At 60.3% G+C, this 23472-nt stretch carries 21 protein-coding genes; 10 read left to right on the top strand and 11 right to left on the bottom strand.

What is annotated here, in order from left to right; translation table 11 throughout:
* The first annotated feature begins 42 nt into the window (after nt 1-42).
* The gene (gluQRS, locus tag H6979_02015; GenBank protein ID MCP5138620.1) at nt 43-915 is read left to right on the top strand and encodes a tRNA glutamyl-Q(34) synthetase GluQRS; all 873 of its coding nucleotides are present in this window, start codon (nt 43-45) and stop codon (nt 913-915) included.
* Here gluQRS and H6979_02010 read toward each other — a convergent pair.
* From H6979_02010 to H6979_02000, 3 genes are read right to left on the bottom strand one after another with little or no spacing between them, the layout of a single operon-like run.
* Nucleotides 840-1526: a class I SAM-dependent methyltransferase gene (locus H6979_02010; protein MCP5138619.1), complete on the bottom strand. Its 687-nt coding sequence runs from the start codon at nt 1524-1526 to the stop codon at nt 840-842. The genes gluQRS and H6979_02010 overlap by 76 nt on opposite strands.
* Nucleotides 1523-4249: a formate dehydrogenase subunit alpha gene (fdhF, locus tag H6979_02005; protein MCP5138618.1), complete on the bottom strand. Its 2727-nt coding sequence runs from the start codon at nt 4247-4249 to the stop codon at nt 1523-1525. The genes H6979_02010 and fdhF overlap by 4 nt, the downstream gene beginning before the upstream one ends.
* Complete coding sequence (locus H6979_02000) at nt 4246-5739, bottom strand: NADH-quinone oxidoreductase subunit D (GenBank protein MCP5138617.1); 1494 nt, start codon at nt 5737-5739, stop codon at nt 4246-4248. Before H6979_02000 ends, fdhF begins: the two co-directional genes overlap by 4 nt.
* 75 nt (nt 5740-5814) lie before the next feature.
* Between H6979_02000 and H6979_01995 the strand changes: the two genes are divergently transcribed.
* Together H6979_01995 and H6979_01990 are read left to right on the top strand one after the other, a co-directional pair.
* Entirely contained in the window at nt 5815-6510 is a 696-nt protein-coding gene (locus H6979_01995) for an isochorismatase family protein (protein MCP5138616.1), read from the top strand.
* Complete coding sequence (locus tag H6979_01990) at nt 6497-7033, top strand: peptide deformylase (protein MCP5138615.1); 537 nt, start codon at nt 6497-6499, stop codon at nt 7031-7033. Before H6979_01995 ends, H6979_01990 begins: the two co-directional genes overlap by 14 nt.
* A 14-nt stretch (nt 7034-7047) precedes the next feature.
* On the opposite strand, the gene H6979_01985 is transcribed toward H6979_01990, so the two are convergent.
* Entirely contained in the window at nt 7048-8397 is a 1350-nt protein-coding gene (locus tag H6979_01985) for a TrpB-like pyridoxal phosphate-dependent enzyme (GenBank protein MCP5138614.1), read from the bottom strand.
* Nucleotides 8398-8577: 180 nt separating this feature from the next.
* Here H6979_01985 and H6979_01980 point away from each other — a divergent pair, with 180 nt between their 5' ends.
* Nucleotides 8578-9306, top strand: a complete 729-nt coding sequence (locus tag H6979_01980; GenBank protein MCP5138613.1) for a hemerythrin domain-containing protein — start codon at nt 8578-8580, stop codon at nt 9304-9306.
* Nucleotides 9307-9473: 167 nt separating this feature from the next.
* Nucleotides 9474-10676 carry an aromatic ring-hydroxylating dioxygenase subunit alpha gene (locus H6979_01975; protein MCP5138612.1) on the top strand — a complete coding sequence of 401 codons (1203 nt, stop codon included), beginning with the start codon at nt 9474-9476 and terminating at the stop codon, nt 10674-10676.
* An 84-nt stretch (nt 10677-10760) separates the two neighbouring features.
* Here the strand turns inward: H6979_01975 and H6979_01970 are convergent, their stop codons facing one another.
* Nucleotides 10761-11207 carry a peptidylprolyl isomerase gene (locus H6979_01970; protein ID MCP5138611.1) on the bottom strand — a complete coding sequence of 149 codons (447 nt, stop codon included), beginning with the start codon at nt 11205-11207 and terminating at the stop codon, nt 10761-10763.
* 124 nt (nt 11208-11331) lie between these two features.
* Between H6979_01970 and greB the strand changes: the two genes are divergently transcribed.
* Nucleotides 11332-11961: a transcription elongation factor GreB gene (gene greB / locus H6979_01965; GenBank protein ID MCP5138610.1), complete on the top strand. Its 630-nt coding sequence runs from the start codon at nt 11332-11334 to the stop codon at nt 11959-11961.
* 1 nt (nt 11962) lies between these two features.
* Here the strand turns inward: greB and H6979_01960 are convergent, their stop codons facing one another.
* The 4 genes from H6979_01960 to H6979_01945 all read right to left on the bottom strand — a co-directional run bounded on the left by H6979_01960 (nt 11963) and on the right by H6979_01945 (nt 15339).
* The gene (locus H6979_01960; protein MCP5138609.1) at nt 11963-12871 is read right to left on the bottom strand and encodes a hypothetical protein; all 909 of its coding nucleotides are present in this window, start codon (nt 12869-12871) and stop codon (nt 11963-11965) included.
* A gap of 123 nt (nt 12872-12994) precedes the next feature.
* Complete coding sequence (gene tsaA, locus H6979_01955; GenBank protein MCP5138608.1) at nt 12995-13792, bottom strand: tRNA (N6-threonylcarbamoyladenosine(37)-N6)-methyltransferase TrmO; 798 nt, start codon at nt 13790-13792, stop codon at nt 12995-12997.
* A 35-nt stretch (nt 13793-13827) separates the two neighbouring features.
* Entirely contained in the window at nt 13828-15054 is a 1227-nt protein-coding gene (locus tag H6979_01950; protein ID MCP5138607.1) for an SAM-dependent methyltransferase, read from the bottom strand.
* Nucleotides 15055-15060: 6 nt separating this feature from the next.
* The gene (locus H6979_01945) at nt 15061-15339 is read right to left on the bottom strand and encodes a ferritin (GenBank protein ID MCP5138606.1); all 279 of its coding nucleotides are present in this window, start codon (nt 15337-15339) and stop codon (nt 15061-15063) included.
* Nucleotides 15340-15512: 173 nt separating this feature from the next.
* Here H6979_01945 and H6979_01940 point away from each other — a divergent pair, with 173 nt between their 5' ends.
* Nucleotides 15513-16916, top strand: coding sequence for a UbiD family decarboxylase (locus H6979_01940; GenBank protein ID MCP5138605.1), 1404 nt, complete (start codon nt 15513-15515; stop codon nt 16914-16916).
* A 53-nt stretch (nt 16917-16969) separates the two neighbouring features.
* Entirely contained in the window at nt 16970-17962 is a 993-nt protein-coding gene (locus H6979_01935) for a hydrolase (GenBank protein ID MCP5138604.1), read from the top strand.
* 78 nt (nt 17963-18040) lie between these two features.
* On the opposite strand, the gene fusA is transcribed toward H6979_01935, so the two are convergent.
* Both fusA and H6979_01925 read right to left on the bottom strand, forming a co-directional pair.
* Nucleotides 18041-20170, bottom strand: a complete 2130-nt coding sequence (gene fusA, locus H6979_01930) for an elongation factor G (protein ID MCP5138603.1) — start codon at nt 20168-20170, stop codon at nt 18041-18043.
* Between the two features lie 127 nt (nt 20171-20297).
* Complete coding sequence (locus tag H6979_01925) at nt 20298-21365, bottom strand: hydrolase (protein ID MCP5138602.1); 1068 nt, start codon at nt 21363-21365, stop codon at nt 20298-20300.
* 227 nt (nt 21366-21592) lie between these two features.
* On the opposite strand from H6979_01925, the gene H6979_01920 reads away from it, so the two are divergent.
* Both H6979_01920 and H6979_01915 read left to right on the top strand, forming a co-directional pair.
* Nucleotides 21593-23014, top strand: a complete 1422-nt coding sequence (locus tag H6979_01920; GenBank protein ID MCP5138601.1) for an amidohydrolase family protein — start codon at nt 21593-21595, stop codon at nt 23012-23014.
* A gap of 3 nt (nt 23015-23017) precedes the next feature.
* Entirely contained in the window at nt 23018-23413 is a 396-nt protein-coding gene (locus tag H6979_01915) for a cytochrome c (protein MCP5138600.1), read from the top strand.
* Nucleotides 23414-23472 lie beyond the last annotated feature (59 nt).

Here is a 23472-nt window from a genome sequence, read left to right as displayed (position 1 = left end):
AATAGCAGCAGCTTATGTAACGGCGCGGCATACTCTGCTGCCATGGCAATACCCGAAATCACCCGCTTTGCGCCGAGTCCCACCGGCGGCCTGCATCTCGGGCACGCATATTCGGCGCTGCTGGCGCATAGGTTGGCCCGGGACACCGGCGGCCGTTTCCTGCTGCGCATCGAAGACATCGATGCGGGCCGCTGTCGGCCGGAATATACGGCGCAGATCATCGACGATCTGCAATGGCTGGGGCTCGACTGGGACGGTCCGGTACGGCACCAGTCAGAACGTATTGCTGATTACCGCCGCGAAATTGCCGCCCTCACCGCCCGCGGCCTGACCTACCCCTGTTTCTGTACGCGTCGGGATATCGCCGATGAAATTTCACGCATGCAGTCTGCGCCGCAACGACCCGAGGGTCCGTTGTATCCGGGCATCTGCCGGAGACTCGATGAACGCGAGAGAGCCATGCGGCTTGCAGCCGGCGAGCCGCATGCCGTCCGTCTGAATATTGCAGCCTGCCTGGAAACTCTCGCTGCACCGTTGAATGGCTTTCTGGAAACTGGTCACGGCGCGACCGGGCAGACCGGAATGATCGCGCTGCAGCCCGGGATACTCGGCGATATCGTGTTGGGGCGTCGTGATGTCGGCGTCAGCTATCACCTCGCAGTGGTGATGGATGACCATGAGCAAGGCGTGACGCTGGTCACCCGAGGCGAAGACCTGTTTAGCGCTACGCATGTGCAGCGCCTGCTGCAGATCGTGCTGGGTTTCGCCGCACCACGCTACCGGCATCATCCCTTGATCCGCGACGCCGATGGTCACCGGCTGGCCAAACGGGACAAGGCTCAGACGCTCGCTGCCTTGCGCGCATCCGGTGTAACGCCTGCGGAAGTACGCGCCCGACTGCGCTTGAACCAGTAACGTCCGATTTCGGCGCTGCCCCCCATGAACAGCGGCATGCCGCGGCTGATTTTCTGGTCGCAGGCTGCTTCTTCAAGTTCAGGCGAGAAGTAGCGGCCAAGCGCCGCCCGACTGATCCGTCGCGGACCAATCGGCCAGCGATCCCACCAGCCGCGACGGCCAAAATGCAGCAGGATGTAGTCACCGTCAGGGGCCAGCCAGGAGAGGATTTGCCGCTTGTAAGCCGGACGCAGGGCATCCGGCAAGCCATGCAGGCATCCGACATCGAGAATCACATCGAAGGGTCCGGGGTGTGCAAGCCGGGTCTCATCAGAGGTGACATCGCCCTGCGCCACGGTCACATCGAGTCCCGCCTGCCTTGCGCGCTCACCAGCCAGGCGTACGGCCTGCGGCATGAAGTCGAGAGCGGTCACCTTGTAACCGCGCTCTGCAAGCCACAGCGAATAGGTGCCGGCACCGCAACCCAGATCCAGTGCCCTGCCCGGAGACTTCCGCGCCTGCAATGCCCGGCCCAGCAGCGCCGGCGGTTCCGCCTCATGCCAGGGCAGATCTTCCGCGCGATGCGCACGCGCATAGAGTCGCTCAAAAATCCTGCGGTCCTGTTCGCTCATGTTGTCAGCAGCTCCTCGTCAGTCACAGCCGCTATACGCACGGCCGTTATCTTGTATTCGGGACACCGGGACTCCGGATCGCCCCGGGGGCTGGTCAGCGCGTTGGTGTGTGTTTCCGGAAAATGAAATGACAGGAACAGGAGTCCTGGCGTCACACGCCCGGTAGTTCGTGCACGAACGACAGCCCTGCCGTAACGACTGCGGACATCCACTCGCGCACCGTCCTCGATGCCCGCTGCGGCCGCGTCCAGCGGATTGATTTCCAGATAGTCAGCATCTTCAAGCTCGCGGTGTGGCGTGCGGCGAGTCATCGTGCCCACGTTGTAGTGCTGCAGTACGCGGCCGGTGATCAGCAGATATGGATAGTCAGTGGTCTGCTGCTCGGCTGTCGGCACATAAGGCAGTGTCATCAGGCGACCGCGGCCCCGCACAAAACCAGCCGCGTGTACGGTAGCTGTGCCGGGATGCCCGGCGTCCGGACACGGCCACTGCAACCCGTCGCCCTCCAGTCGCGAGTAGCTCACGCCGCCAAACAGGCTCGGTGCAATGCGGGCAATCTCGTCCATGACCGCAGCGGGACCGGCGTAATTCCAGTTTGCACCGAGCGCATTGGCGACAGTCTGCGTCGCGTCCCAGTCAGCCCGCGCTTCTCCCGGTGGCGGCACAACGGCACGTACCCGTTGAATGCGCCGCTCGCCGTTGGTGAAGCTTCCATCCTGCTCGAGCACACTGGCAGCCGGCAGAATCAGATGGGCATAGTGTGCGGTCTCGGAAATAAACAACTCCTGTACGACCAGGAGGTCCAGAGCTGCAAGCGCAGCCCGTACATGCCGCTCATTGGGATCGCTCTGTGCGACATCCTCACCCTGGATCCAGAGTCCACGAATGGCACCGGAAAGTGCGGCGTCGAACATTTCCAGGATGGTCAGGCCGGGTGTCGCTGGCGCCGGCTCACCCCACACCGCCGCAACCCGCGCCTGAACGGATGCATCATCCAGGCGCTGATAGCCGGTCAATCGATCCGGCATACCGCCCATGTCGGCATTGCCCTGCACGTTATTCTGCCCGCGCAGCGGCAGCATTCCGCCACCCGGCCGGCCGATGCTTCCGGTGAGCATGGCCAGATTGCAAAGCGCCATCACCGAATCCGTACCCTGCGTCAGTTCCGACAGGCCCAGCCCGGTTACAAAGAGACAGCGTCCGGTTGACGCGATGCCGGCCTGACCGATCGCCAGCGCTGCCGCACGCAACAGCTCAAGCGGAATACCCGTTTCCCGCGCGGCATCGGCAGGATCGGATGCCAGCAGGAAATCCCGCAGTTGCTCGAACCCTTCGGTGCGCTCCAGCAGGTATCGGGTGTCGATCAGCCCGGCATCGATGAGCACCCGTGCAAGCGCATTGAACAGCAGCACATTTGTTCCGGGCTTCAGTTGGAGGTGCAGATCGGCCCAGCGACAAAGTTCGATGCTTCGCGGGTCGATGACAATCAGGCGTGCGCCACGCCTTGCCGCCTGCTTGATGCGCGCACCGACAACCGGATGCGCTTCGGTGGGATTGGCACCAGCCACGACAATGGTGTGGGCACGCTCGATATCTGCATACGATGCACTGGCAGCGCCTGTACCCGTCGCGATTTGCAGACCGAGCGCCGTTGACGAGTGACAGACGCGTGCACAACAGTCGATATTGTTCGTGCCGATCACACTGCGGAACAGTTTCTGCAGCAGATAGCCCGCCTCGTTGGTCGAACGCGAAGAACTCATCGCCCCCAGCGCATCGGGCCCGTGCGCGGCGCGAATCTCCGTCAGCCGCCGCGCCAGCCAGGTGGTGGCTTCCGGCCAGCTGACCGCCGTCAGGACGCCATCGACACGAAGCATGGGCGTGGTCAGGCGTTCCCGCGATTGCTGCCACGCGTGCGCATAGCGGCCCTTTGCACAGAGGTGCCCGCGATTGACAGCGGCCTGCGGGGTGCCGCTGATCTGTATCACCGCGCCGTCTGACTCGGTGAGGTCGACGTTGCAGCCGACGCCGCAATAGCCGCATACAGAGCGTACCCGTCGCGACAGGTTGCCTGTTGTCGGCGCCTCACGATCCAGATCGAACAACGCCCCGGTGGGACAAACCTCGACACAGGCACCGCAGCTGACACAGGCAGATGTATCGAAATTTTCGTCGACGCCGAACAGCAATCGCGTATCCGGGCCGCGTTGCCCGATGCCATAGACGAACTGCCCCTGCAGATCCTCGCAGACCTGCAGGCAACGTCGGCAGACCAGACAGCGCTCGGCTGAAAAACGCAGATAGGGGTGGATCGCATTCGGTATGGCGCTCACGGGAGCCGGGGTGGCCGGATTGACCTGATATTGCGCAAGCAAGTCTGCGAAGTCGCGGCACTGATCCCCGCCGGAAACAGGCTCTGCTGTGGCTGCGGGCACAGTATCTGCCCAGAGTTGCAGCAAGCCCCGCCGCAGTTCATGCAGACGCGGGCTTGACGTTTTGACAACCTGGCCGCTCTCGGCTGCTGAATGACACGCAGCCACTGGTCGTTCCCTGCCCTCCACTTCCACCAGGCAGAGCCGGCACCCGCCCTCCGGTGCGGAGCCGGCCAGGTGACACAGAGTGGGAATGCGCTCGCCGATACCGGCGCGCCTTGCTGCATCGAGCAGGGTCTCGCCGGGCGCAAACGCCACGTCCATGCCGTCGATCAGCAGCTTTCCCGTCATCGGCCTGGTCCCGCAGCCTCAGCCAGTGCACGCAGCCGCTCGACCGGTGCCGGTATCGATTGCCCAAAGCCGCACAGGCTGGTGCTGGCAATCAGATCCAGCAATGCGGGAAGTTTGCGCTGAGCCTCATCAGCGTCAGTTTGTTGTGCCAGGGCCAGTGCCTGGGCCGAACCCAGACGACAGGGCACACATTTTCCGCACGATTCAGCAACCATGAATTCGAGCCAGTGAACCATCAGTTGCCGCCAGTCGCTTCCGGCAGCAAGCGCAACGAGTCCGCCGTGACCGGACTGGATACCGCGTTTCGCAAGCACCGGGTAATCGATCGATACGTCCCACTCTTCCGGCAGCAGGATGCTGCCCATCGGGCCACCGAGCGCGATCCCCGCAAGCGGTTTCCCATCCCACCCGCCGCCGCCATGGGTTTCCACCAGTTCGCGCAACGACAGTCCGAACTCGGCTTCGACAATGCCGGGTCGGGCGAAACCCTGACTGAAGCAAAAAGCCTTGGTACCGGGTGAAGCCGGCGTACCGAGGCTCCGGAACGCTGCGGCACCCCGTTCAAGGATCCACGGGATGTTGACCAGCGTCTCGATGTTGTTCACGACTGTTGGTTGCCCGTACAAACCCTGTACCGCGGGGTACGGCGGGCGTACACGGACTTCGCCACGTCGCCGTTCGATGGCGTTGAGCAGAGCGGTCTCTTCGCCACAGACATAGCTGCCATGTCCGCCAACGACCCGCACTTCAAAGCTGAACGAAGCACCGCAGATATCGGTGCCGAGCAGGCCTGCCGTGCGCGCTTCTACGATTGCGGCCTGCATTCTTGCCTGTGCTGCCGGGTACTCGGAGCGGATATAGACGATTCCTTCGCTTGCGCCGATCGCCCAGGCACACAAGGCCATGCCTTCAAGAATCGCGTGGGGGTCGTACTCGAGCAGAAGCCGGTCGATGAATGAACCCGGGTCGCCTTCGTCGCCGTTGGCAACGACATAGCGCTCCTTTCCCTGCGCCTCGGCCGCAACGCGCCATTTGTGCCCGGTGGGGAAACCGGCACCGCCGCGCCCCTGTTCCCCGGACTCTTCGACAACGGCCATTACCTCTTCAGGGGTACGCCGCAGCGCTTGGGCAAGTGCCCGGTAGACACCTGCTTCCCGTGCGCGTGCGAGTTCAGAGTAATCACCCTTGCCGATGCGGGCGGTAACGATCGCTTCCCGTGCAACGTTCCGGATCGATACCGGTCCACTGCCGGACGTCAGAATCACCTGACCATCCGGCGCCAGGCGTGCCGGTGATCGATCACAGTACCCCAGACATTGAACGGTCCGTGCAGGGTGAGCTGCCACAGTCTCATCGGGGCAGCGGGCGCCGGCCAGATGACATGAAAGACCCGTGCAGATCCGTACGGACTGCGAGTCAGCGACGAGGTCGGTATAGAAGCTCCGCACCCCGCGCTGTCCGGCCAGCGAGCTGATCGTCTTACTGTCCATCGCCAGTCTCACCCCTGTGGCAGACTATGCCCGGTCCCATTATCCCGCGCGAGTCGCTCTGCCACCATGCCCGTAATGGAAACGTCGGATCTGAGCCCCAGGCAGTACTGGGCGCAGATAAAAGCCAACCCGAACCGGGCGAAGTTCGGTTTCGGCAAGCGTGCGGCACTGATCAATATCGATCTGCAGCGAGCCTATACCGATCTGGCAACTTTCAAAACCGCCTATCAGACCGATCCTCGGCAGCTTCCGCTGATCGACGAACTTGCGGTCCTGGCCCGCAGCCGCGGCATGCCGGTTATCTGGACCTATGTAGCCTACATGGACAATGCTGACGATGCCGGCGTCTGGGGTACGCGGACCGATACGCCGGACTCCCTGCAAAACATCAAATCAGGGTCGGAGCGTGCCGAACTGGATCCGCGGCTGCATGTCGATCTTGGCCGCGACGCGATTTTCAACAAGCGCATGGCGAGCGTTTTCCATGAAACGCCAATCGCCTCGCTGTTGGTCTGGCACCGGGTCGATACCGTGATCCTGACCGGCGGCAGCACCTCGGGCTGCGTACGTGCCAGCGCCGTCGATGCCCTGTCGCGCAATTACCGGGTGATCGTCGTGGAGGAATGCGTGGCGGACAAGCACGAGATCCCGCACTTCGCGAGCCTCTGCGACCTGATGCTGAAGTACGCTGATGTCGAGTCCGCAGATGTGGTGCGCGAATGGCTTGACCGGCAACCACCGGCGGAAATCAAGACCCATGGCCATACGTGAAATCCTGAAAATGGGCGATCCGCGACTGCTCCGGATCGCGCAACCGGTCATTCAGTTCGGCGTACCTGTGCTGGATGAGCTGATCCGCGACATGTTCGAAACGATGGGCGCTGCCGACGGGGTTGGCCTGGCGGCTCCGCAGATCGGCGTGGACCTCGCTGTCGTAATCATGGGCTTCGACAGCAACGATCGCTATCCGGATGCACCCGCGGTACCGGAAACAATTCTCATCAATCCGGTGATCGAGCCGCTGGGACCCGAAGAAGAAGAGGACTGGGAAGGCTGCCTGTCGGTACCCGGCATGAACGGCGTGGTGCCCCGCTTCAGCCGCATCCGCTATCGGGGCTTCGATGCGCAGGGCCAGACCATTGATCGCGTCGCAGAGGGCTTTCACGCCCGCGTCGTGCAACACGAGTGCGATCATCTGATCGGCAAACTGTACCCGATGCGGATTCGCGATTTCAGCCGCTTCGGGTACAGCTCCGTCCTTTTTCCGGATCCGGCGACGCAGCCGCGGGACTGACCGACAGCTGCGACTCAGCCAACCTTGGGCAGGTGCGCCAGGGACTCCTTGATCGCTTCCGCAGGGTAGTCGTAGTCGCGCAGTTCCCCGGCAAAGTAACGGTCATAGGAACTCATGTCGAAATGGCCGTGGCCTGACAGGTTCAGCAGCAGCACCTGACTCTGCCCCGTTTCCGCACAGCGCCGCGCTTCGCGGATTGTGGCTGCGATGGCATGTGTGGATTCAGGTGCTGGCACGATCCCTTCGGTACGCGCAAAGAGCAGGCCCGCTTCAAAGGTTTCCAGCTGCGGAATGGCCACAGCTTCGACCAGCCCGGCATCGACCAGCTGGCTGACGAGCGGCGAAGCGCCGTGGTAGCGCAGCCCGCCGGCATGGATACCCGGCGGCACGAAATCGTGGCCCAGAGTATGCATTTTCAGCAGTGGCGTCAGGCCGGTGGCATCACCGAAATCATAGGCGTAGATGCCCTTGGTCAGCGTCGGGCAGGAAGTCGGCTCAACCGCCACCAGCCGGACCTCGCGCCCGGCAGCCTTGTCGGCGAAGAACGGAAAGGCGATACCGGCGAAATTTGAACCGCCACCGCAGCAGCCGAACACGGCATCGGGGTAGTCACCTGCGAGCGCCATCTGTTTGCGTGCCTCCAGACCGATAACCGTCTGGTGCAGCATCACGTGGTTGAGTACCGAGCCCAGCGCATAGTTTGTGTCGGACCGCCCGATGGCCTCCTCGACCGCCTCGGAGATGGCTATCCCCAGCGAACCCGGGGTGTCGGGATTCCTCTGCAGGATCTGTCGACCCGCGGCTGTCAGATTGGTTGGACTGGCAAAGACCTCGGCACCCCAGGTTTGCATCATCGAGCGCCGGTACGGCTTCTGCTCATAGCTGATCTTGACCATATAGACGCGGACTTCAAGCCCGAGCAACTGACCGGCAAGCGCCAGCGAACAGCCCCACTGCCCGGCTCCGGTTTCGGTCGCGAGCCGCCGGATGCCGGCGAGCTTGTTGTAATAAGCCTGTGGAATCGAGGTATTAGGCTTGTGCGAGCCGGTCGGACTGACGGATTCGTTCTTGTAGTAGATCCGGGCCGGGGTTTTCAGCGCCTGCTCCAGGCGATGCGCCCGATACAGCGGGCTCGGGCGCCAGAGCCTGAAAATCTCGCGCACCTCGTCCGGAATCTCGATCCAGCGCTCGGCACTCACCTCCTGCTCGATCAGTCCGGGCGGGAAGATCGCCGCAAGGGCGTCGAGCGTCGCCGGTTTGCCGTCTGCACCCAGCGGTGGCGGCGGCGGGGTGGGCAGGTCGGCCACCACGTTGTACCAATGCGTCGGCAGCTCGGATTCCGGCAACAGAAACTTGGTCGTCATCGTCTCACTCCGCGTAGATTGAGGGTTTATGCAGGATGCAGCATATCAGGCTCGGGTTGCGCCGATTGCGTAAAAACCCTTATATGGCTCATCAGGCAACTGAGGCATGTTGTAATCGTCAAGGATGACGCCGGCCCGGTTTGCGCGTCATGCGAACGCCATGCCGAGGAGACCAAAAAAATGCTGACACTGACCTCACGCAGCAAAGTTGCAGACCTGCAGAATGGTCCGCCGGGAGTGATGCGGACCCTGATTTCCACGGGTATTTTCCGGGATGGTGACGATCCGGAAGTCACCATCGGTGAGCTGTGCTGGAACTTCGGCTTCAATCCGGGAATTCTGCTCAATATGCTGCAGTCGGCCAATATGGCGGAGGAAACCCCTCCGATTGATATCGCGCCATTCAAGGCAATGTCGTTGCTCGAGCTCGTCGAGCATATTGAAGACGTTCATCACCGTTATCTGCGGGAAAATCTCCCGCTGCTGACGCGGCTGACCAGCGAGGTTGCAGCAGCGCAGGCTGACAATGGGCGACTTGCGGCCCTGAAGCTGGAGATGCAGCACATTGCCACCGAACTGGAGTCACATCTGGCCCATGAGGAGGAGGCCCTGTTTGCGATGGTACGGGATCTGGCGCTCCGCAGCGCGGTCAAGCCCACACGTTGTGGTGACGCAGTCGGAGGCCCTATTGCCTGCATGGAAACCGAACATGAGGCAGCCCTCGAATCGCTGAAGAAGATGCGCGAGTACACCGACGGTTACAGGGCACCGCCCGGCGCCGATGATACCTGGCAAGAGATGCTTGCCGCGGTTGCGCGTTTCGACCAGGACATGGTCGAGCACATGTACAAGGAAAACAGGGTGCTGTTCCCGCGTGCGCTGGATGCGCAGCTGGGAAGGAACAAATGAATGACCGGCTCGACTGCGTTGGAGTCGGGCCGGCTTGAATGACTTGAAGTGAAGTCGAAGTGAAGTGAAGTGAAGTAAGCGGACCTGATCTAGATCAGGGTGTTTCCGGGTCAGCTAAGCGATAAATAACTCAAGTTTTGCTGAAATTCTCAAGAGGAGTAAATGGCGTGTATATAAATTTCTGGTACCCGATTATTCGCAGTGAAGACCTCGGTGAAGGCAAGCCCGAGAAGGTCAAGGTCCTTGGTTGCAATCTCGTTGCGTTCCGTGACGACGCAGGCAATGCCCATGTCCTGAGCGATACCTGTACCCACCGTGGTGCATCGCTCGGTGGCGGCTGGTCGCTGGCTGGCCGGCCGCGCATCGTCAACAACTGCATCGTCTGCCCATACCATGGCTGGGAATTCGGTGGTGACGGCGAATGCAAGAACATTCCCTCCATTGGCTACGGCACCAAGACGCCGCCGCGCGCCAAAGTCGACTCCTATCCCGTGCAGGAAAAGTACGGCATCGTTTTCGCCTTCCTGGGCGATGAACCGGAAGCGACGCGTCCGCCGCTGCTCGAGATCGAGGAATACGGCAAGCCCGGCTGGCGTGCCAACCAGGTGCTGGTACTTGAAGTCGACTACTACTTCGAGCGTTCCATCGAGAACGGCCTTGATCCGGCCCACAATGAGTTCGTTCATCCGACCCACGGTCACTCGGCCCTCAATCGCGATACCTACAGGGTTCGCCCATACGAGACCGAGGATCACCGCCAGGGCTGGGGCTTCTGGTTCATGCACGAGTTCGACTCCCCGCCGCTGCCGCAATCAGACCATATAACGGCAGGCGGACAGCCGACGCCCTGGGGCAACACGAAGACCCAGAGCAGCAACATCTTTGCCGGTGGCGGTACCTATGGTCCGAACATCATGCCGACCTATATCACCATCACTGAAGACAAGATGTTCCGGCAGTACTTCTTCGAGCAGCCGGTGGACGAGAACAAGACCAAGATCTTCTTCCTGAACATGCGGAACTTCCTGCTTGAGCCGGAGAAAGACGGTCCGATCCATGCGCGCAACAAGGTCATTGCGGGTCAGGACATCGCCCTTCTGGTCGACCTCGAGCCCAAGCTGACACCGTTGAGCAACACCAAGGAAGTGCTGATGCCGGCCGACAAGGCCATCGTCGCCTACCGCGACTGGCTGGCCAAGTTTGACGACAAGGGATGGCGTATCGACTGGAATACGTTCAAGGCACGTCATGGCAAGGACATGATGTATGCGATCCCGTCGCCGGGCCGTCGTACCAGCGGCAACTGGGTTCTTGAGGCAGTCCCCCTGTTCAAGAACCGCGCTGCACGCAAGGCGGCTGACGAGGCTTAAGTCACTCCAGCCTCCTGAAGCGAATCGGGGTGCCGGTAGCAATACCGGCACCCCTTTTTCTTGCCTTGCTGCGGTGACCGCGATCTAGTCGATCGTTACCTTGATCATGGAGTCGCCCTGCTCTATCGAATCGACGACATCGAGGCCCTTGCTGACCTTGCCGAACACGGTGTGCCGCCCATCCAGGTGCGGCTGCGGCCCATGCGTGATGAAGAACTGGCTGCCGTTGGTTCCGGGACCGGCATTGGCCATCGAGATCACCCCACGCTCATGACGCAAGGGATTGCCCTCAAACTCATCCTCAAAGCGATAACCTGGTCCCCCACGGCCGCTCCCGGTCGGATCGCCGCCCTGAATCATGAAATCGGCAATCACGCGATGGAAAACCACGCCATCGTAGAATCCATCCCGGGCAAGAAATACGAAATTGTTGACGGTGATGGGTGCATGCTCCGGAAACAGCTCGATTTCGATACTGCCTTTTTCCGTCTCGATCACCGCCTTGTAGGTGCGATCGGTCTCAACCTGCATGGCGGGCGGACTTGAATACTGCTTTGTGGCCACGGCGCGACTCCAGATACTTGAAGGGGGCCTGTTTATACCAGATGCCCGGCCGCCGGTGGCGTAAGCTTGCCCGGGCAGCAGGGAATGAGAGATGAGCAAGGCATTTACCCGGGAACCTGATCCCGATGATGACGAAAACGATGGCGGTGGCATGGGGTCGGCTGCGCCGGCGCTGCCGACCGGATCAAGAAACTACATAACGCCTGGCGGCCTTCAGCGCCTGAAGGACGAGCTGCAGTACCTGCTGCACAAGGAACGGCCCGCGGTGACCGCCGTCGTTTCCTGGGCAGCCGGCAATGGCGATCGGAGCGAAAATGCCGACTATCAGTATGGCAAGCGGCGACTACGGGAAATAGACCGTCGTATACGCTTTCTCGGCAAGCGCATCGACCTCGCTGAAGTCATTGATCCGGCACAGCCGCGCGGTGAGCGCGCCAATCAGGTGTTTTTCGGCGCCAAGGTCACCTATTCAGGCCAGACTGGCGAGCTGCATACGATCACCATCGTCGGGGTCGACGAAATCGATCTGCCTCTCGGCCGTATCAGTTGGGTTTCGCCACTGGCGCGCGCGCTTCTGAAGGCGCGCATCGGCGACACAATCGTATTTCACGCACCTGCCGGAACAGAAGAACTGACTGTCGTTGAAGTCAGTTATGCGCAAGTAGACACCGCGGCTTTTGTACCGGTCAGCGTCGCAGCGACACAGAATAGCGCAGGCTAACTCAGGCCGCCCTGCGCTTCTCGTTGCACTTCTTCATGAATTCCGTGTCCACCATCATCACACCCTCTTCCCTCGCTTGCTTGACGATCCCTTTCAATGCGACTTTCAGGAACACAGCAGGTACATCGACCAGCAGCCCGCATGCTTCTTCGTTGAATCTCACTTCCGGATCAATCTTGTTTGCCACGTAGTAGATGTGGCTGCTCGTGGACCCCTCCGGCTTCGCCACCGGTACAGCGAACGGCTTGTTATGCGAGCAAAAGAAGAATCGCGCATCACCTGCGTCGTTATGCCTGAAACCGTAGGAGATCGGTACGCCCGGAAACTCCTTCTGCTCAACCAATCGTGTGTGGACCGAGTCCTTCAGGAGGATATTGGTTATCCTGAGCCGCCAGAAGCACTCGACAGCACTCCGGTCTGTCAGGCGTCCAGGCTCATATCTGAACGTTCCGTCAACCTCACACTCGAAAACCTGAAATGCGTCCTGCATGATCAATGGGTATGTCGGATCTTCAGCATATCGGACATTCGGGCTGGTGGTCAGCGCAAAAGGGATATTCTTCATCTTCTCTACCGGGTCAAACCCGGGGTAGCCCAGATTGACGACATGACGCAACCAGTTCTTCCGGAATTCAATGAAATTCAGTGCAGCCTTGCTGCCCTGCTGCAGATTGATTGAGGTATTGGAACTGGAACGGGCCACCAGGAGCATGGAAGGCTCCTCAATGATATCCAGTGGGAAACACAGGGAGTAAGGCCCGATGGAGGTATGCCCCATCTCGCTGACCGTCGTAACCATCGCGAAGGGCATCGGAAAGAAGGCCGAGGACTGATAGAAATTATCCTGCGGATTGACGCTCCGGTAACCCTCATTACGGCGGCTGGCAGGGCGCCGTAAACGGTCAAACATGGACAGAAAATCAAGAATGACCTGGCCCCGGTTCTACGCTGTTCTTCGATGGAGGTTATGGCAATTTCCCGGGGACACGTGTGACAAGAGTCACGTTATGACATATCAGCTGACGCGGAGTGACTACTGGCGGAATTGCCGCAGGAAATCGCGATGTAATAATTTGATGACCTCATTGCCGGGTGCTGTCAGCTCCGCAGCGCGGTAGCCGGAGCTGATGCCCTCGACCAGCACAAGTTGCCCCTCCAGGCTGAAGCGAACCCGCCACTCCCTGACCGCAAGGCGAAAACCCTGCCCGTCGCGCCGTATACGGCGATACGGATGCGGCTCCGGCCCTATCGACAGGATTGCCTTGATCCGGTCACCGATGGCCAGTCCGGTATGGGTCTCGATCCAGCTGGCCTGCTCCATAGCCAGTGGTGCGAAGCTGACCCGATAGCTGCCAGCCGGATCGGCGGGCGCAGCCTCCCGGTCCGGTCGACGTGCGGAATCTTCGAGCCAGCCGCTGCGGGCGGCAGGATGCGCATCCGTGTAAGGCACATAGGGTTTGATGTCGAGCACGGGCGTGCCATCGAGCATATCCACCCCCTGTACATGAAGCACCAATCCATCAATGCGCTCCAGTTGCACAGCTGACAAGCCGATCGGATTGGGCCGGTAGGGTGCACGCGTGGCAAACACACCTTTGCGCCCCGATGTACTGCGGGGCGGCAGAACCTTGGGCCGCCAGGCCTTGTTCTGGTGGAACCAGAACACCACCCAGATGTAGTCCCACCCCTCCATATCCTCCAATGCGTGCTCGAAGTTGCGCCCGGGAAACAATTCGATGCGCCCCCTGATCCCGGTAGCCGCGCCGGGCTGTCGCGGCGCTTCGATGCGGGTTCTCGCCTCGGTCCTGACCAGACCGATGGGCCTGACCATCAGTATCTCGCTGCTCTCTGGCTGGTCCGGAGGCATTAACCGGTTGGCGTTGCCAACAGACGTTCCAGGCTGAATTCCCGGATACCAAGCTGGTTCTTCAGCGACTCGACTGATGCTGCGGCAGCGGGATCAGGGCAGTCCCGCCGGACCGCACGGAGCAGCAGGTTCTTGGGCGTATGCTCAAGGTCGATGAATTCAATGATCTGGGTCTGATAACCGGCGCGCTCAAGAATGGCTGCACGCAGCGCGTCGGTCGCCAGAGCTGCAAATCGCTCCTTGAGGATTCCAAACTTCATTATCCCGGGCAGCAGATCAGCAGACAGCAAGCCTGCCACTTCGTGCTGACAGCAGGGTGCGGCGAGAATGGCCTTTGCCTGCCAACGCATTGCCTGGGCAATTGCGGCATCGCTGGCTGTATCGCAGGCATGCAGTGTTACGACAAGATCTACCGGACCGGTCGGGGTATACCCGGCAATATCGCCGACTTCAAAACGAAGACCGGTACAGCCCAGCTTTTCAGCGATCTGCTGGCAATCACGTACCACATCGGCCTTCAGATCGAGCCCGACAATCTCGACGTCGCGTCGATGGATGTTGCAGAGCAGGTGGTGCAATGCGAAGGTCAGATAGCTCTTGCCGCAACCGAAATCGATCACGCGCAAGCTGCCAGCCGGCGGCAATTCCGGCAGCACATCGTCCACCAGTTCCAGAAATCGGTTCACTTGCCGGAACTTGGCCTGCTTTGCGGCCCGTACCTGGCCGGTCGGCGTCATCACACCGATCGCCTGCATGAAGGCACAGGGCCGCCCTTCGGGTATGAGGTATTGCTTGCGCCGGTCATGGGCAAGCGCAGGTGCTGTGCGTGAGGGTTTTCGACGTGTCAGGCGCGGTTCCTGACGCCCGGTCAGACGCAGGGACAGGTCAGCCGAGCCGGTGTACAGCTCGGCCTGGGCAAAGTTCGCGGGGACTTCAGCAGCTACAAGCCCGAGCAAGTCGTCCATATCGAGGTTGCGATGAAACTCCTGCTGCCCGCGACGTTCGGCCAGCTGGTAGCAGCGGCGACCCGCAATTTCGACTGGCCGTACACTTATCTTGTCTGTATGGGCAGAGCTGCCACCGGACGGCCTTGAGCAGGGTTTATGCAGCACAAGGCCCCAGCACTGATCCCGCTGCAGGGCTTCGGCAAGCCCGGCCATGAACTGCGCCAGTGCGCCCATGGCGCCACCTGTCGATGCCCCCTGCCCCTGTGTCGCCGCACTCACGCCGGATCAGTCATGGGCGAGCGATTTGGTACTGAAGAGATAATCCTTCAGTTCCTTGGACATGACCGGATCATTGCGGCGAATCCATTCGATAAGCATGGATGCATGCTCCTTTTCCTCGTCCCGGTTATGCGCCAGGATCGCCTTGAGTTCTGCATCCTTGCAGACATCGACGCGCTGGTTGTACCAGTCTACCGCCTCGAGTTCTTCCTTCAGGGACTCGATGGCCCGATGCATGTCCCGCGTTCTTGCTGACAGCTCATTTCCCGGCTCCTGGTAACTCATGGTTTCCTCCTGTGCTGGAACTGGCGGCCCCATGGGCACCGCCCGGACGATGGTACCTCCCGCCAAACGGCGGGAACAGTCTGACTGGCGGACACGGCGATCAACCCCGGCAGTCGGCCGGACACATCCTTTAGAATGGACTCCCCGGAGGGACCGCCGCAGGAGAGACGTCCGTGCTGGATTTCAGAGGACTGATCAAGCTTCTTGAGCAACGAGGTGAGCTGTACCGCATCAGCCGGCCGGTCGACCCCGAGTTCGAGATTGCGGCTGTCATGGAACAGATCGATCAACAGCGACGCGCGTTTCTCTTTGAAAACGTCATCGGCGCACGATTCCCCGTCATCGGTGGCCTACTGAACCGCATCGAGTGTTTTGGCTGGGCTCTCGGCAGCACGCCCGGCGAACCGTTTGATGCCAACGACCTGGACGCCCGGTTCGAAGCTGCCAAGCGCAATCTCATTGCACCCCGTGAAGTGCCCACTGCACCGGTAAAGGAAGTTGTCCGCCGTGGTGAACAGATTGACCTTCCTGACCTGCCTGTACCGACCTTCTTCGAGCTGGACAGCGGGCCATTCATCACTGCCGCCTGTGGCATCTCGCGCAACCCGGATACCGGGCACCTTAATGTCGGTGTTTACCGGTCCGTCATTCTCGGACGGAATACCCTGGCCGTTAATGCCAGTTCCCTGTCCGACCTCCGCAAGTTCTACAAACATGCCGAACAGCGTGGCGAGTCGATGCCGGTCGCCCTGGCAATCGGCGTTGAGCCGGCACTGCAGATGGCAGCAGCCTGCAAACTGCCACCGGACCAGTCCGAACTCGATCTGGCGGGCGGACTGCAAGGCAAGCCCATCGACCTGGTCAAGTGCGAAACCAGCGACCTGCTGGTTCCTGCCAATGCGGAGATGATCATCGAAGTGGAGGTCCGCTTCACCGAGAATATCGACAACAACCTCGGCGAGTTCGCCGGGCAGTATGGGCTTGAGACGGCGCCCGTTGCGGAAGTCACAGCGATCACCCATCGCAAGGATGCGATGTTCTATTCGATCCTTGCGGGACGGAACCCGGAACACAACACCCTTGGATCCATCGCTACCTTCTCGATCAGGCGCGCGCTGATCAGCGCGCTGCGCAGCCAATTGACCGGGATTGTCGATATCGATGTCTTTCTCGAACCGCGCATGGGCGCAATGGCACATATCGTCATGTCGATCCGCAAGCAGAACGATGCGGAACCCATGGCGCTGATCGAGGCCGCGTTCAAGGCGGCCGGCGGGTTCTTCCCGGTCAGTCACATCACCAAGCGGATCATAGTAGTCGACGAGGACGTGAATGTGCACGACCTTGTCGATGTGGAGTGGGCGATGTATACGCGCACGGCACGCGCTGACAAATACCGGGTAATTCCGAATGTAAAGAGCTGGGAGCTTGAACGCTGCGCCAAGGGCGACAAGGGTTCGCTCCGACTCGCCATAGATGCAACCAAGGACATCGAGGATCGTGAGGACATGCTGCGCCCGGTCATTCCGGGTGCCCGCGAGATCAACCTCGCGGACTACCTGCAGCGGAAGCCGTAGCGATGATAGATCCATATATCGCTGTCGCCCTCCAGACTACTGTTCGCCATTGCGTGACGCGAAGCGAGACCGAAAGGAATCTCAGCCATATCGGCAACATGATTGACCTGGTGTGCCACATCTGCGCACTGGAATTGCCCGTAAGACTGGTTGCCCTCGGTGAGGGCTGTATCCAGGGTTTCGCCGATGAAATCCTGCACCTCTCTTCGGCTGAATATACGGCAACGATGGCGGCTGAAATTCCGGGGCCGGAAACAGATCATCTGGCCGGGAAGGCCCGCGAGCACGGCATTTTTCTGATCGCCCAGCTAAAGGAGAAGTTGCCCGGATATCCGGACCGCTTCTTCAATACGGTATTCATCCTGGATCCTGCCGGACAGATCATCTACAAGCACCGCAAGAACGTGGTGCTGTTTGTCGAGCATTCCACGACTCCGCACGATGTCTACGACCAGTGGGTCAGGGAAAATGGCGATACGCTCGATGCATTCTTCCCGGTAGCAAAGACGGAGATCGGCAATATCGGTGGCAGCGTCGGGGTTGAAGGTGCTTTCCCGGAAAGCTACCGTGGCTTTGCGATGAACGGTGCGGAAATCATGTATCGCGCATCACTGCCTGAGCCCTGGGTGTCGCGCGGGATCTGGGACGTGCAGAACCGGGCCCGCGCGGCAGACAATACCGCGTACCTGCTGGCCCCGAACTGCGGTGCACTCATCATGCCCGGCAACCCGCCGACAACGATTGGCGGAGCGCTCGGTGGACGCTCGATGATTGTCGGTTACAAGGGCGAGGTACTGGCCCAGAGCAGCGTTGTCGATGACTGCTATGTTGCATCGGAGATCAACATCGATGCGCTGCGCCATTATCGGGAACATGCCCGGTTTCAGAACTGGCTTCCCTACCTGCGTACCGAAATCTACCGCAAGATCTATGAACAACCGGTCTGGCCCAAAAATCTGCCGACAATGGATGATGCTGCGGCAGGAAAGGTCCTGGAAGCGAGCGTCAGCCAGCTGACCGCCAGGGGAAGTTTGACCAAACGCTGATTGCAGATGTCGGTAAAAGGATCGAAAAAAAGGCCAGCCTGGAAGCTGGCCTTTTTATGGTCCGGAAACGGACGCCGGTCAGCGAACTTCCTTCTCCATGAGTTTGTCGACCAGTCCGGGCGCAACCTCCGCATAGCGCGCAAATTCCATCGTGAAGGTACCCCGGCCGCTGGTCGCTGAACGCAGCCAGTTGATGTAACCAAACATTTCCGAGAGCGGAATAAAGCCCTGCACAAAAGCCTGCGGACCCTTCTGGCCCTGCTCGCTGATCTGGCCACGCCGCCGGTTGAAGTCACCGATGATTTCGCCCAGGTAGTCCGACTCGGTTACCGTCTCGACAGCCATGATCGGCTCAAGAAGCTTCGGCCGGCTCGCCTTGTGTGCCTCACGGAAGCAGGCGCGGCCTGCGATCTCGAAGGCCAGTGCCGAACTGTCCACATCATGGTACTTGCCATCGATCAGACGGGCCTTGAAATCGACGACTTCATAGCCGGCAATCTGGCCGCGCTTTGATTCGGTACGAATCGCATGCTCAACAGCCGGAATGTATTCGCGCGGTACCCGACCACCGACGATCTCGTCGGAAAACTCGATGCCGGTCCCGGCCGGCAGCGGTTCAAAGATCATCTTGATCTCGGCATACTGTCCGGAACCACCGGACTGCTTCTTGTGCGTATAGACATGCTCGATTGTCGAGCCGAAGGCCTCACGGAAGCTCACCCGCGGCTTGCCCATGTTGGCTTCCACACCCAGCTCGGTACGCATGCGGTCGATTGTCACTTCAAGGTGCAACTCACCCATGCCCTTCAGTACGGTCTGGCCGGTTTCCTTGTCCACTTCAAGCTGCAGGGATGGATCAGCCTTGGCCATCTTGTAGAGAGCTGCAGACATCTTGTCGATGTCGGTACGTGTCTTCGGTTCAACGGATACGCTGATTACGGGATCCGGGAAGCGCATGCGCTCAAGCAGGGCGGGATGGGCCGGATCACTCAGGGAGTCACCGGTCTCGGTGTCCTTCATGGACACAAACGCGCAGATATCGCCGGCGCGCACTTCTTCGATATCCTTGGTTGAATCTGCCTGTACCTCAACGATGCGTCCAATACGCTCCTTCTTGCCGCGGGTGACATTCATGAGAGTGTCACCCTTCTTGATCACACCGGAATAGATGCGGGCAAACGTCAGGGTGCCAAACTGGTCATTGATGACCTTGAACGCGAGCGCACGGGCCGGGGCATCGTCGCGAACTTCCTGCGTACCGATGATATTGCCGTCCGGATCCACCAGAGCAGTACCGCCGTTTTCACCCGGATAAGGCAGGTAAGCAACCACGGCATCAAGCAGCTGCTGGACACCTTTGTTCTTGAATGAGGAACCGCAGAAAACCGGTACCAGCTGGCCTGTCACCGTACCTTTGCGGATACAGGCCTTGAGGACGACCGGATCAAACTCGCCCGTTTCGACAAAGGTCATGAAGGCGTCATCGTCGAGCGCCAGCGCTGTTTCCAGTGCATCCTGACGCAGTTTGGGAAGCTGATCGATCCAGTCATTGTCACGGCTGGTCGCAAAGTTGAATCGACTCCGGACCTGGTCGAGCGGTACGGTCTCCCAGGGGCTGTCTTTGCCTTCCGCCGTCCAGATATAGGCAACATTCTCGATGAGATCGCACATGCCGACAAACTCGTCGTGGCTGCCAATCGGGACATGGCACAGCAACACGTTGGCGCCAAGCCGCTCGCGAATACCCTTCACGCAGTGGCCGAAATTGGCACCCATGCGATCCATCTTGTTGATGTAACACATGCGGGGAACGTTGTACTGGTTGGCCAGACGCCAGTTGGTTTCTGTCTGGGGCTCGACGCCGGCTACGCCGTCAAAGACGACGACCGCGCCGTCAAGTACACGCAGACTCCGGTTAACCTCGATCGTGAAGTCCACGTGTCCCGGCGTGTCGATGACGTTGATCTGATGGCCTTTCCACTCGGTGGATACTGCGGCGCTCTGGATCGTGATACCGCGTTTCCGCTCCTGCTCCATGTAGTCGGTCGTGGTGCTGCCCTTGCCATCCTTGGTGTCATGCACCTCGACGATCTGGTGTTTCTTGCCCGTGTAGTACAACACGCGCTCGGTGGTGGTCGTTTTACCTGCATCGATGTGCGCCACGATACCGATGTTGCGGTAGAGCTTGATGTCTTTCTTCCTGGCCATAATTCCGACTTCGTGTTGTGTACTGTGGAGGGCAGGCAGCGCCATGGCGCCACCCGGGTCACGATAACCCCGTATTGTAGCCTGTCAGCCGCATTGGCTGCCAACCCCGGGGTGCACCCCGGGCCCCTTACAGGGAACCGGCGCGGCGGACCCGCTCCGCGACCTCGGCCTTTACCACGTAGGGCGTCCAGTCAGCCGGTGGGGTAAAAACCCCCCAGTCGACCATCTTGTTGATCTGGTGCTTCACCATCTCGAGCTGGTCAGCCTCAACCAGGGGTGGTTCTTCCATGCACAGGTTTCTCGGGTAGATGCCACCCCGCGCCATTGCCGCGTCGTAGATGGTCTTGTACTCCTCGACGCGCATGTCCTTGATCAGGTTCTGCCACTGGGCCCGCACCCGGAAATCCCGCAGCCCGTCGATATCCAGCAATGCGCTGACCAGGGTTTCTCCCCCGCCCAGATACTGCGAAACGACATTGCCGCGGTAGTCGATGATCTGGCTTCTTCCGCAGCTCATCTGGTGGCCGCCGCCGGGGAAATCGATCGCACCGATATTGGGCGACAGCACATAGCAGTTGTTGAAGACGGCATGGGCCCGGTTCTGGATCTCGGCGATGCCATTGCCCATCCACGGTTCCGGATACTGGGTCCGCCAGATGATCTCGGCGCCGTTCATGGCCAGGCCGCGGGCCGCTTCCGGATAACTGCCCTCGGCGCAGATCAGGGTACCGATATTACCGATCTCGGTCCTCGCAACCGGGAATACTGCCTTGAACAGGCTGAGCGGGTCGTCGCCGTATTTCTGCAGGTAAATATTCCAGATGTCGCTCGGCGCAACATTGGGCTCCCGCTGGTAAAAGGCCGTCTTGTAATGCTTGTGAATGACCTTGCCCTGCGGATCGATTACGAAAGCGATGTTGAAAATCCGGTCTTCCATCAGTTCCGGATCCTTGGCCACCATCTGCGCAATGATGTAGATCCCGAGTTCCTTCGCCAGTTCGCCCAGCGCGTCGGTCTCGCGGCCGGGGATCTCCGGCACCACCTCGCGACAGATCCGCAGGTGCTCGTCCCCGCCGCCCAGGCACCAGCCACCGATCCCGCCTTCGGAGATGGCCACCAGCTTCACGGGGAGGTCCAGACTGCAATTCCAGACTGCATAGCGCATGCTGAGCGCCAGCCTGTCGATGTCTTTCATGTAATCGTCCCGGGTGAGAGCCATCCGGGACACGTTCTGTATACCAACTGCGGTGTAGTGGAGACGCATGACCAGCCTTCATTGCCGATGAGTGAGTCTTTGACTATAGGGCATGGTCATCGGCCCGGCCAAGCAGCGGCCAGATGCCAATGAGCCATTGGTGACCACAGGGCAATCAACGTAGGCTTGAGACGTCGCTCGACGACAGCCGCCGGGAGAATCACCGCATGTGGATTCGCAAGAGTGATCGTGACCGTCAATCGGGCAACGCAACACCGGTTCCGACGCAGATCGTGGGCAATGAAGAATTCGAGCCCATGCCGCAGACGCCGGATCAGCGGCGGGTCGAGCAGCGGATATTCGAACTCGCTGATCACTACGGCCAGAAACTCGGCATGTCGCGCCGCGCATTCCTGCGCACCAGTGGCGGTATGGCCGTGTCGTTCATGGCCATGAACGAAGTCTTCGGTCGGGCATTCCTGGTCAGTGAGGCCGAAGCGGCTGAACCCGCCGCGAGCCGCGAGATGTGGCCAAAGAAAGAGTTCATTCTCGACCTGCAGACACACCATGTGAAAGCCAGCATGGTCGGCCCTGTTGTTTTTCGTTCACTGACCGGCAGGTTCGGGCTGAACCCGGTGCTCAGCGGCACGGCACCCGCAAAAGACAGCCTTCACCGCGCCAACTATGTGAAAGAAATTTTCTTCGACAGCGAAACGGTGATGGCCTGTCTGACCGGGGCGGCGTTCGGTCCACCGGACAATTACGTACTGTCCGCGGACGAGATCGTGGAAACACGCAATCTGGTCAACCAGGCGGCTGGTTCACGGCGCATGCTGGCGCATGGAATCGGCACGCTCGCAAATCCTGACTGGCTTGAGGAGGCCGAACGGCAAGTCAGCGACCTCAGGATTGACGCCTGGAAGTTCTATACCGGCGATCCCATGCTGCCCTGGCGGCACGATGACGAGAAGCTTGCTTATCCATTCTACGAGAAAACGCTGAAGCTCGGCGTCAGGAATATCTGCACCCACAAGGGCTTGCCACTGCCAGGGCCCGGCGCCGATTATTTTCGGCCGGATGACGTACTCAAAGCGGCAAAGGACTGGCCCGATCTCAACTTCATCGTCTTTCACTCCGGCATGAAGCACATGATGACGATGCTGCTGCCTGGTGAAAGCGGTATCGACGAAAGCGGGAATATCCCCTGGACGACTGACTTCTGCGCGCAGATCAAGGCGAACGGCCTGAAGAATATCTATCTGGAACTGGGCGCTGTATTCGGCCACTCGGTTGTTACGCATCCTGAAGTCTGCGGCCATCTGCTCGGCCAGCTCATAGCCGCTGTCGGCGCTGATCACGTGATCTGGGGCACCGACAGCATCTGGTGGGGCTCGCCACAGTGGCAGATCGAAGCATTCCGGCGCTTCCAGATTCCGGAGAACCTGCAGGCGAAATTCGGATACAAACCCGTTTCCACGCGCGATCGTGAGCTGATCTTCGGCCTGAATTCCGCCCGCCTGTTTGACCTGGACTTGCAGGAAGCACGCAAGGCCATTCCCGGTGATGCACTGAGCCAGATGAAGCTCGCCTATCAGGCCGCTGGCGAGGAACCGAGCATGACCCAGTATGGCTGGATTGCGGCGGTCTGAGTCATGTTCCGGTCATGCGCCATTACAGTCGCCGCACTTTTCATGGCTGGCATTGCCAATGTGGGCGGCGGAGCGGCATCGGCTGAATCCTGCGCGCCATCCGGGGAGCTGCGGGGCGATGCAAAGCGTGGAGCCCCGCTGCATCTTCAGCATTGCGCCGCATGTCATGGCGTTGACGGCAAAGCCGAGGTGATCGTCATGCATATGGACGAACCACCGAAGGACCAGAGCGATCCGGTTTACATGCGAACCTTGCCCGACGAATACCTCTATCTGGTGATCTGCAGGGGCGGTGCCGCAGTGGGCAAGAACTTCATCATGCCGAAATTCGGTGACGTTATTTCGGATCAGGACATCCGCGACATCATTGCCTGGATACGGACCTTCTCCGGAACCTGAAACCGTGCACTCATCGCCTGTGACTGCTGCCGCAAAGCCGGGCCTCCGGGAGTGTCTGC

It is taken from the genome of Chromatiales bacterium (assembly GCA_024234935.1).
In the GTDB taxonomy this organism is placed as follows: Bacteria; Pseudomonadota; Gammaproteobacteria; order Steroidobacterales.
The sequence above is the reverse complement of the archived record's forward strand: the minus strand, read 5'-3'. Positions and strand labels throughout refer to the sequence as shown.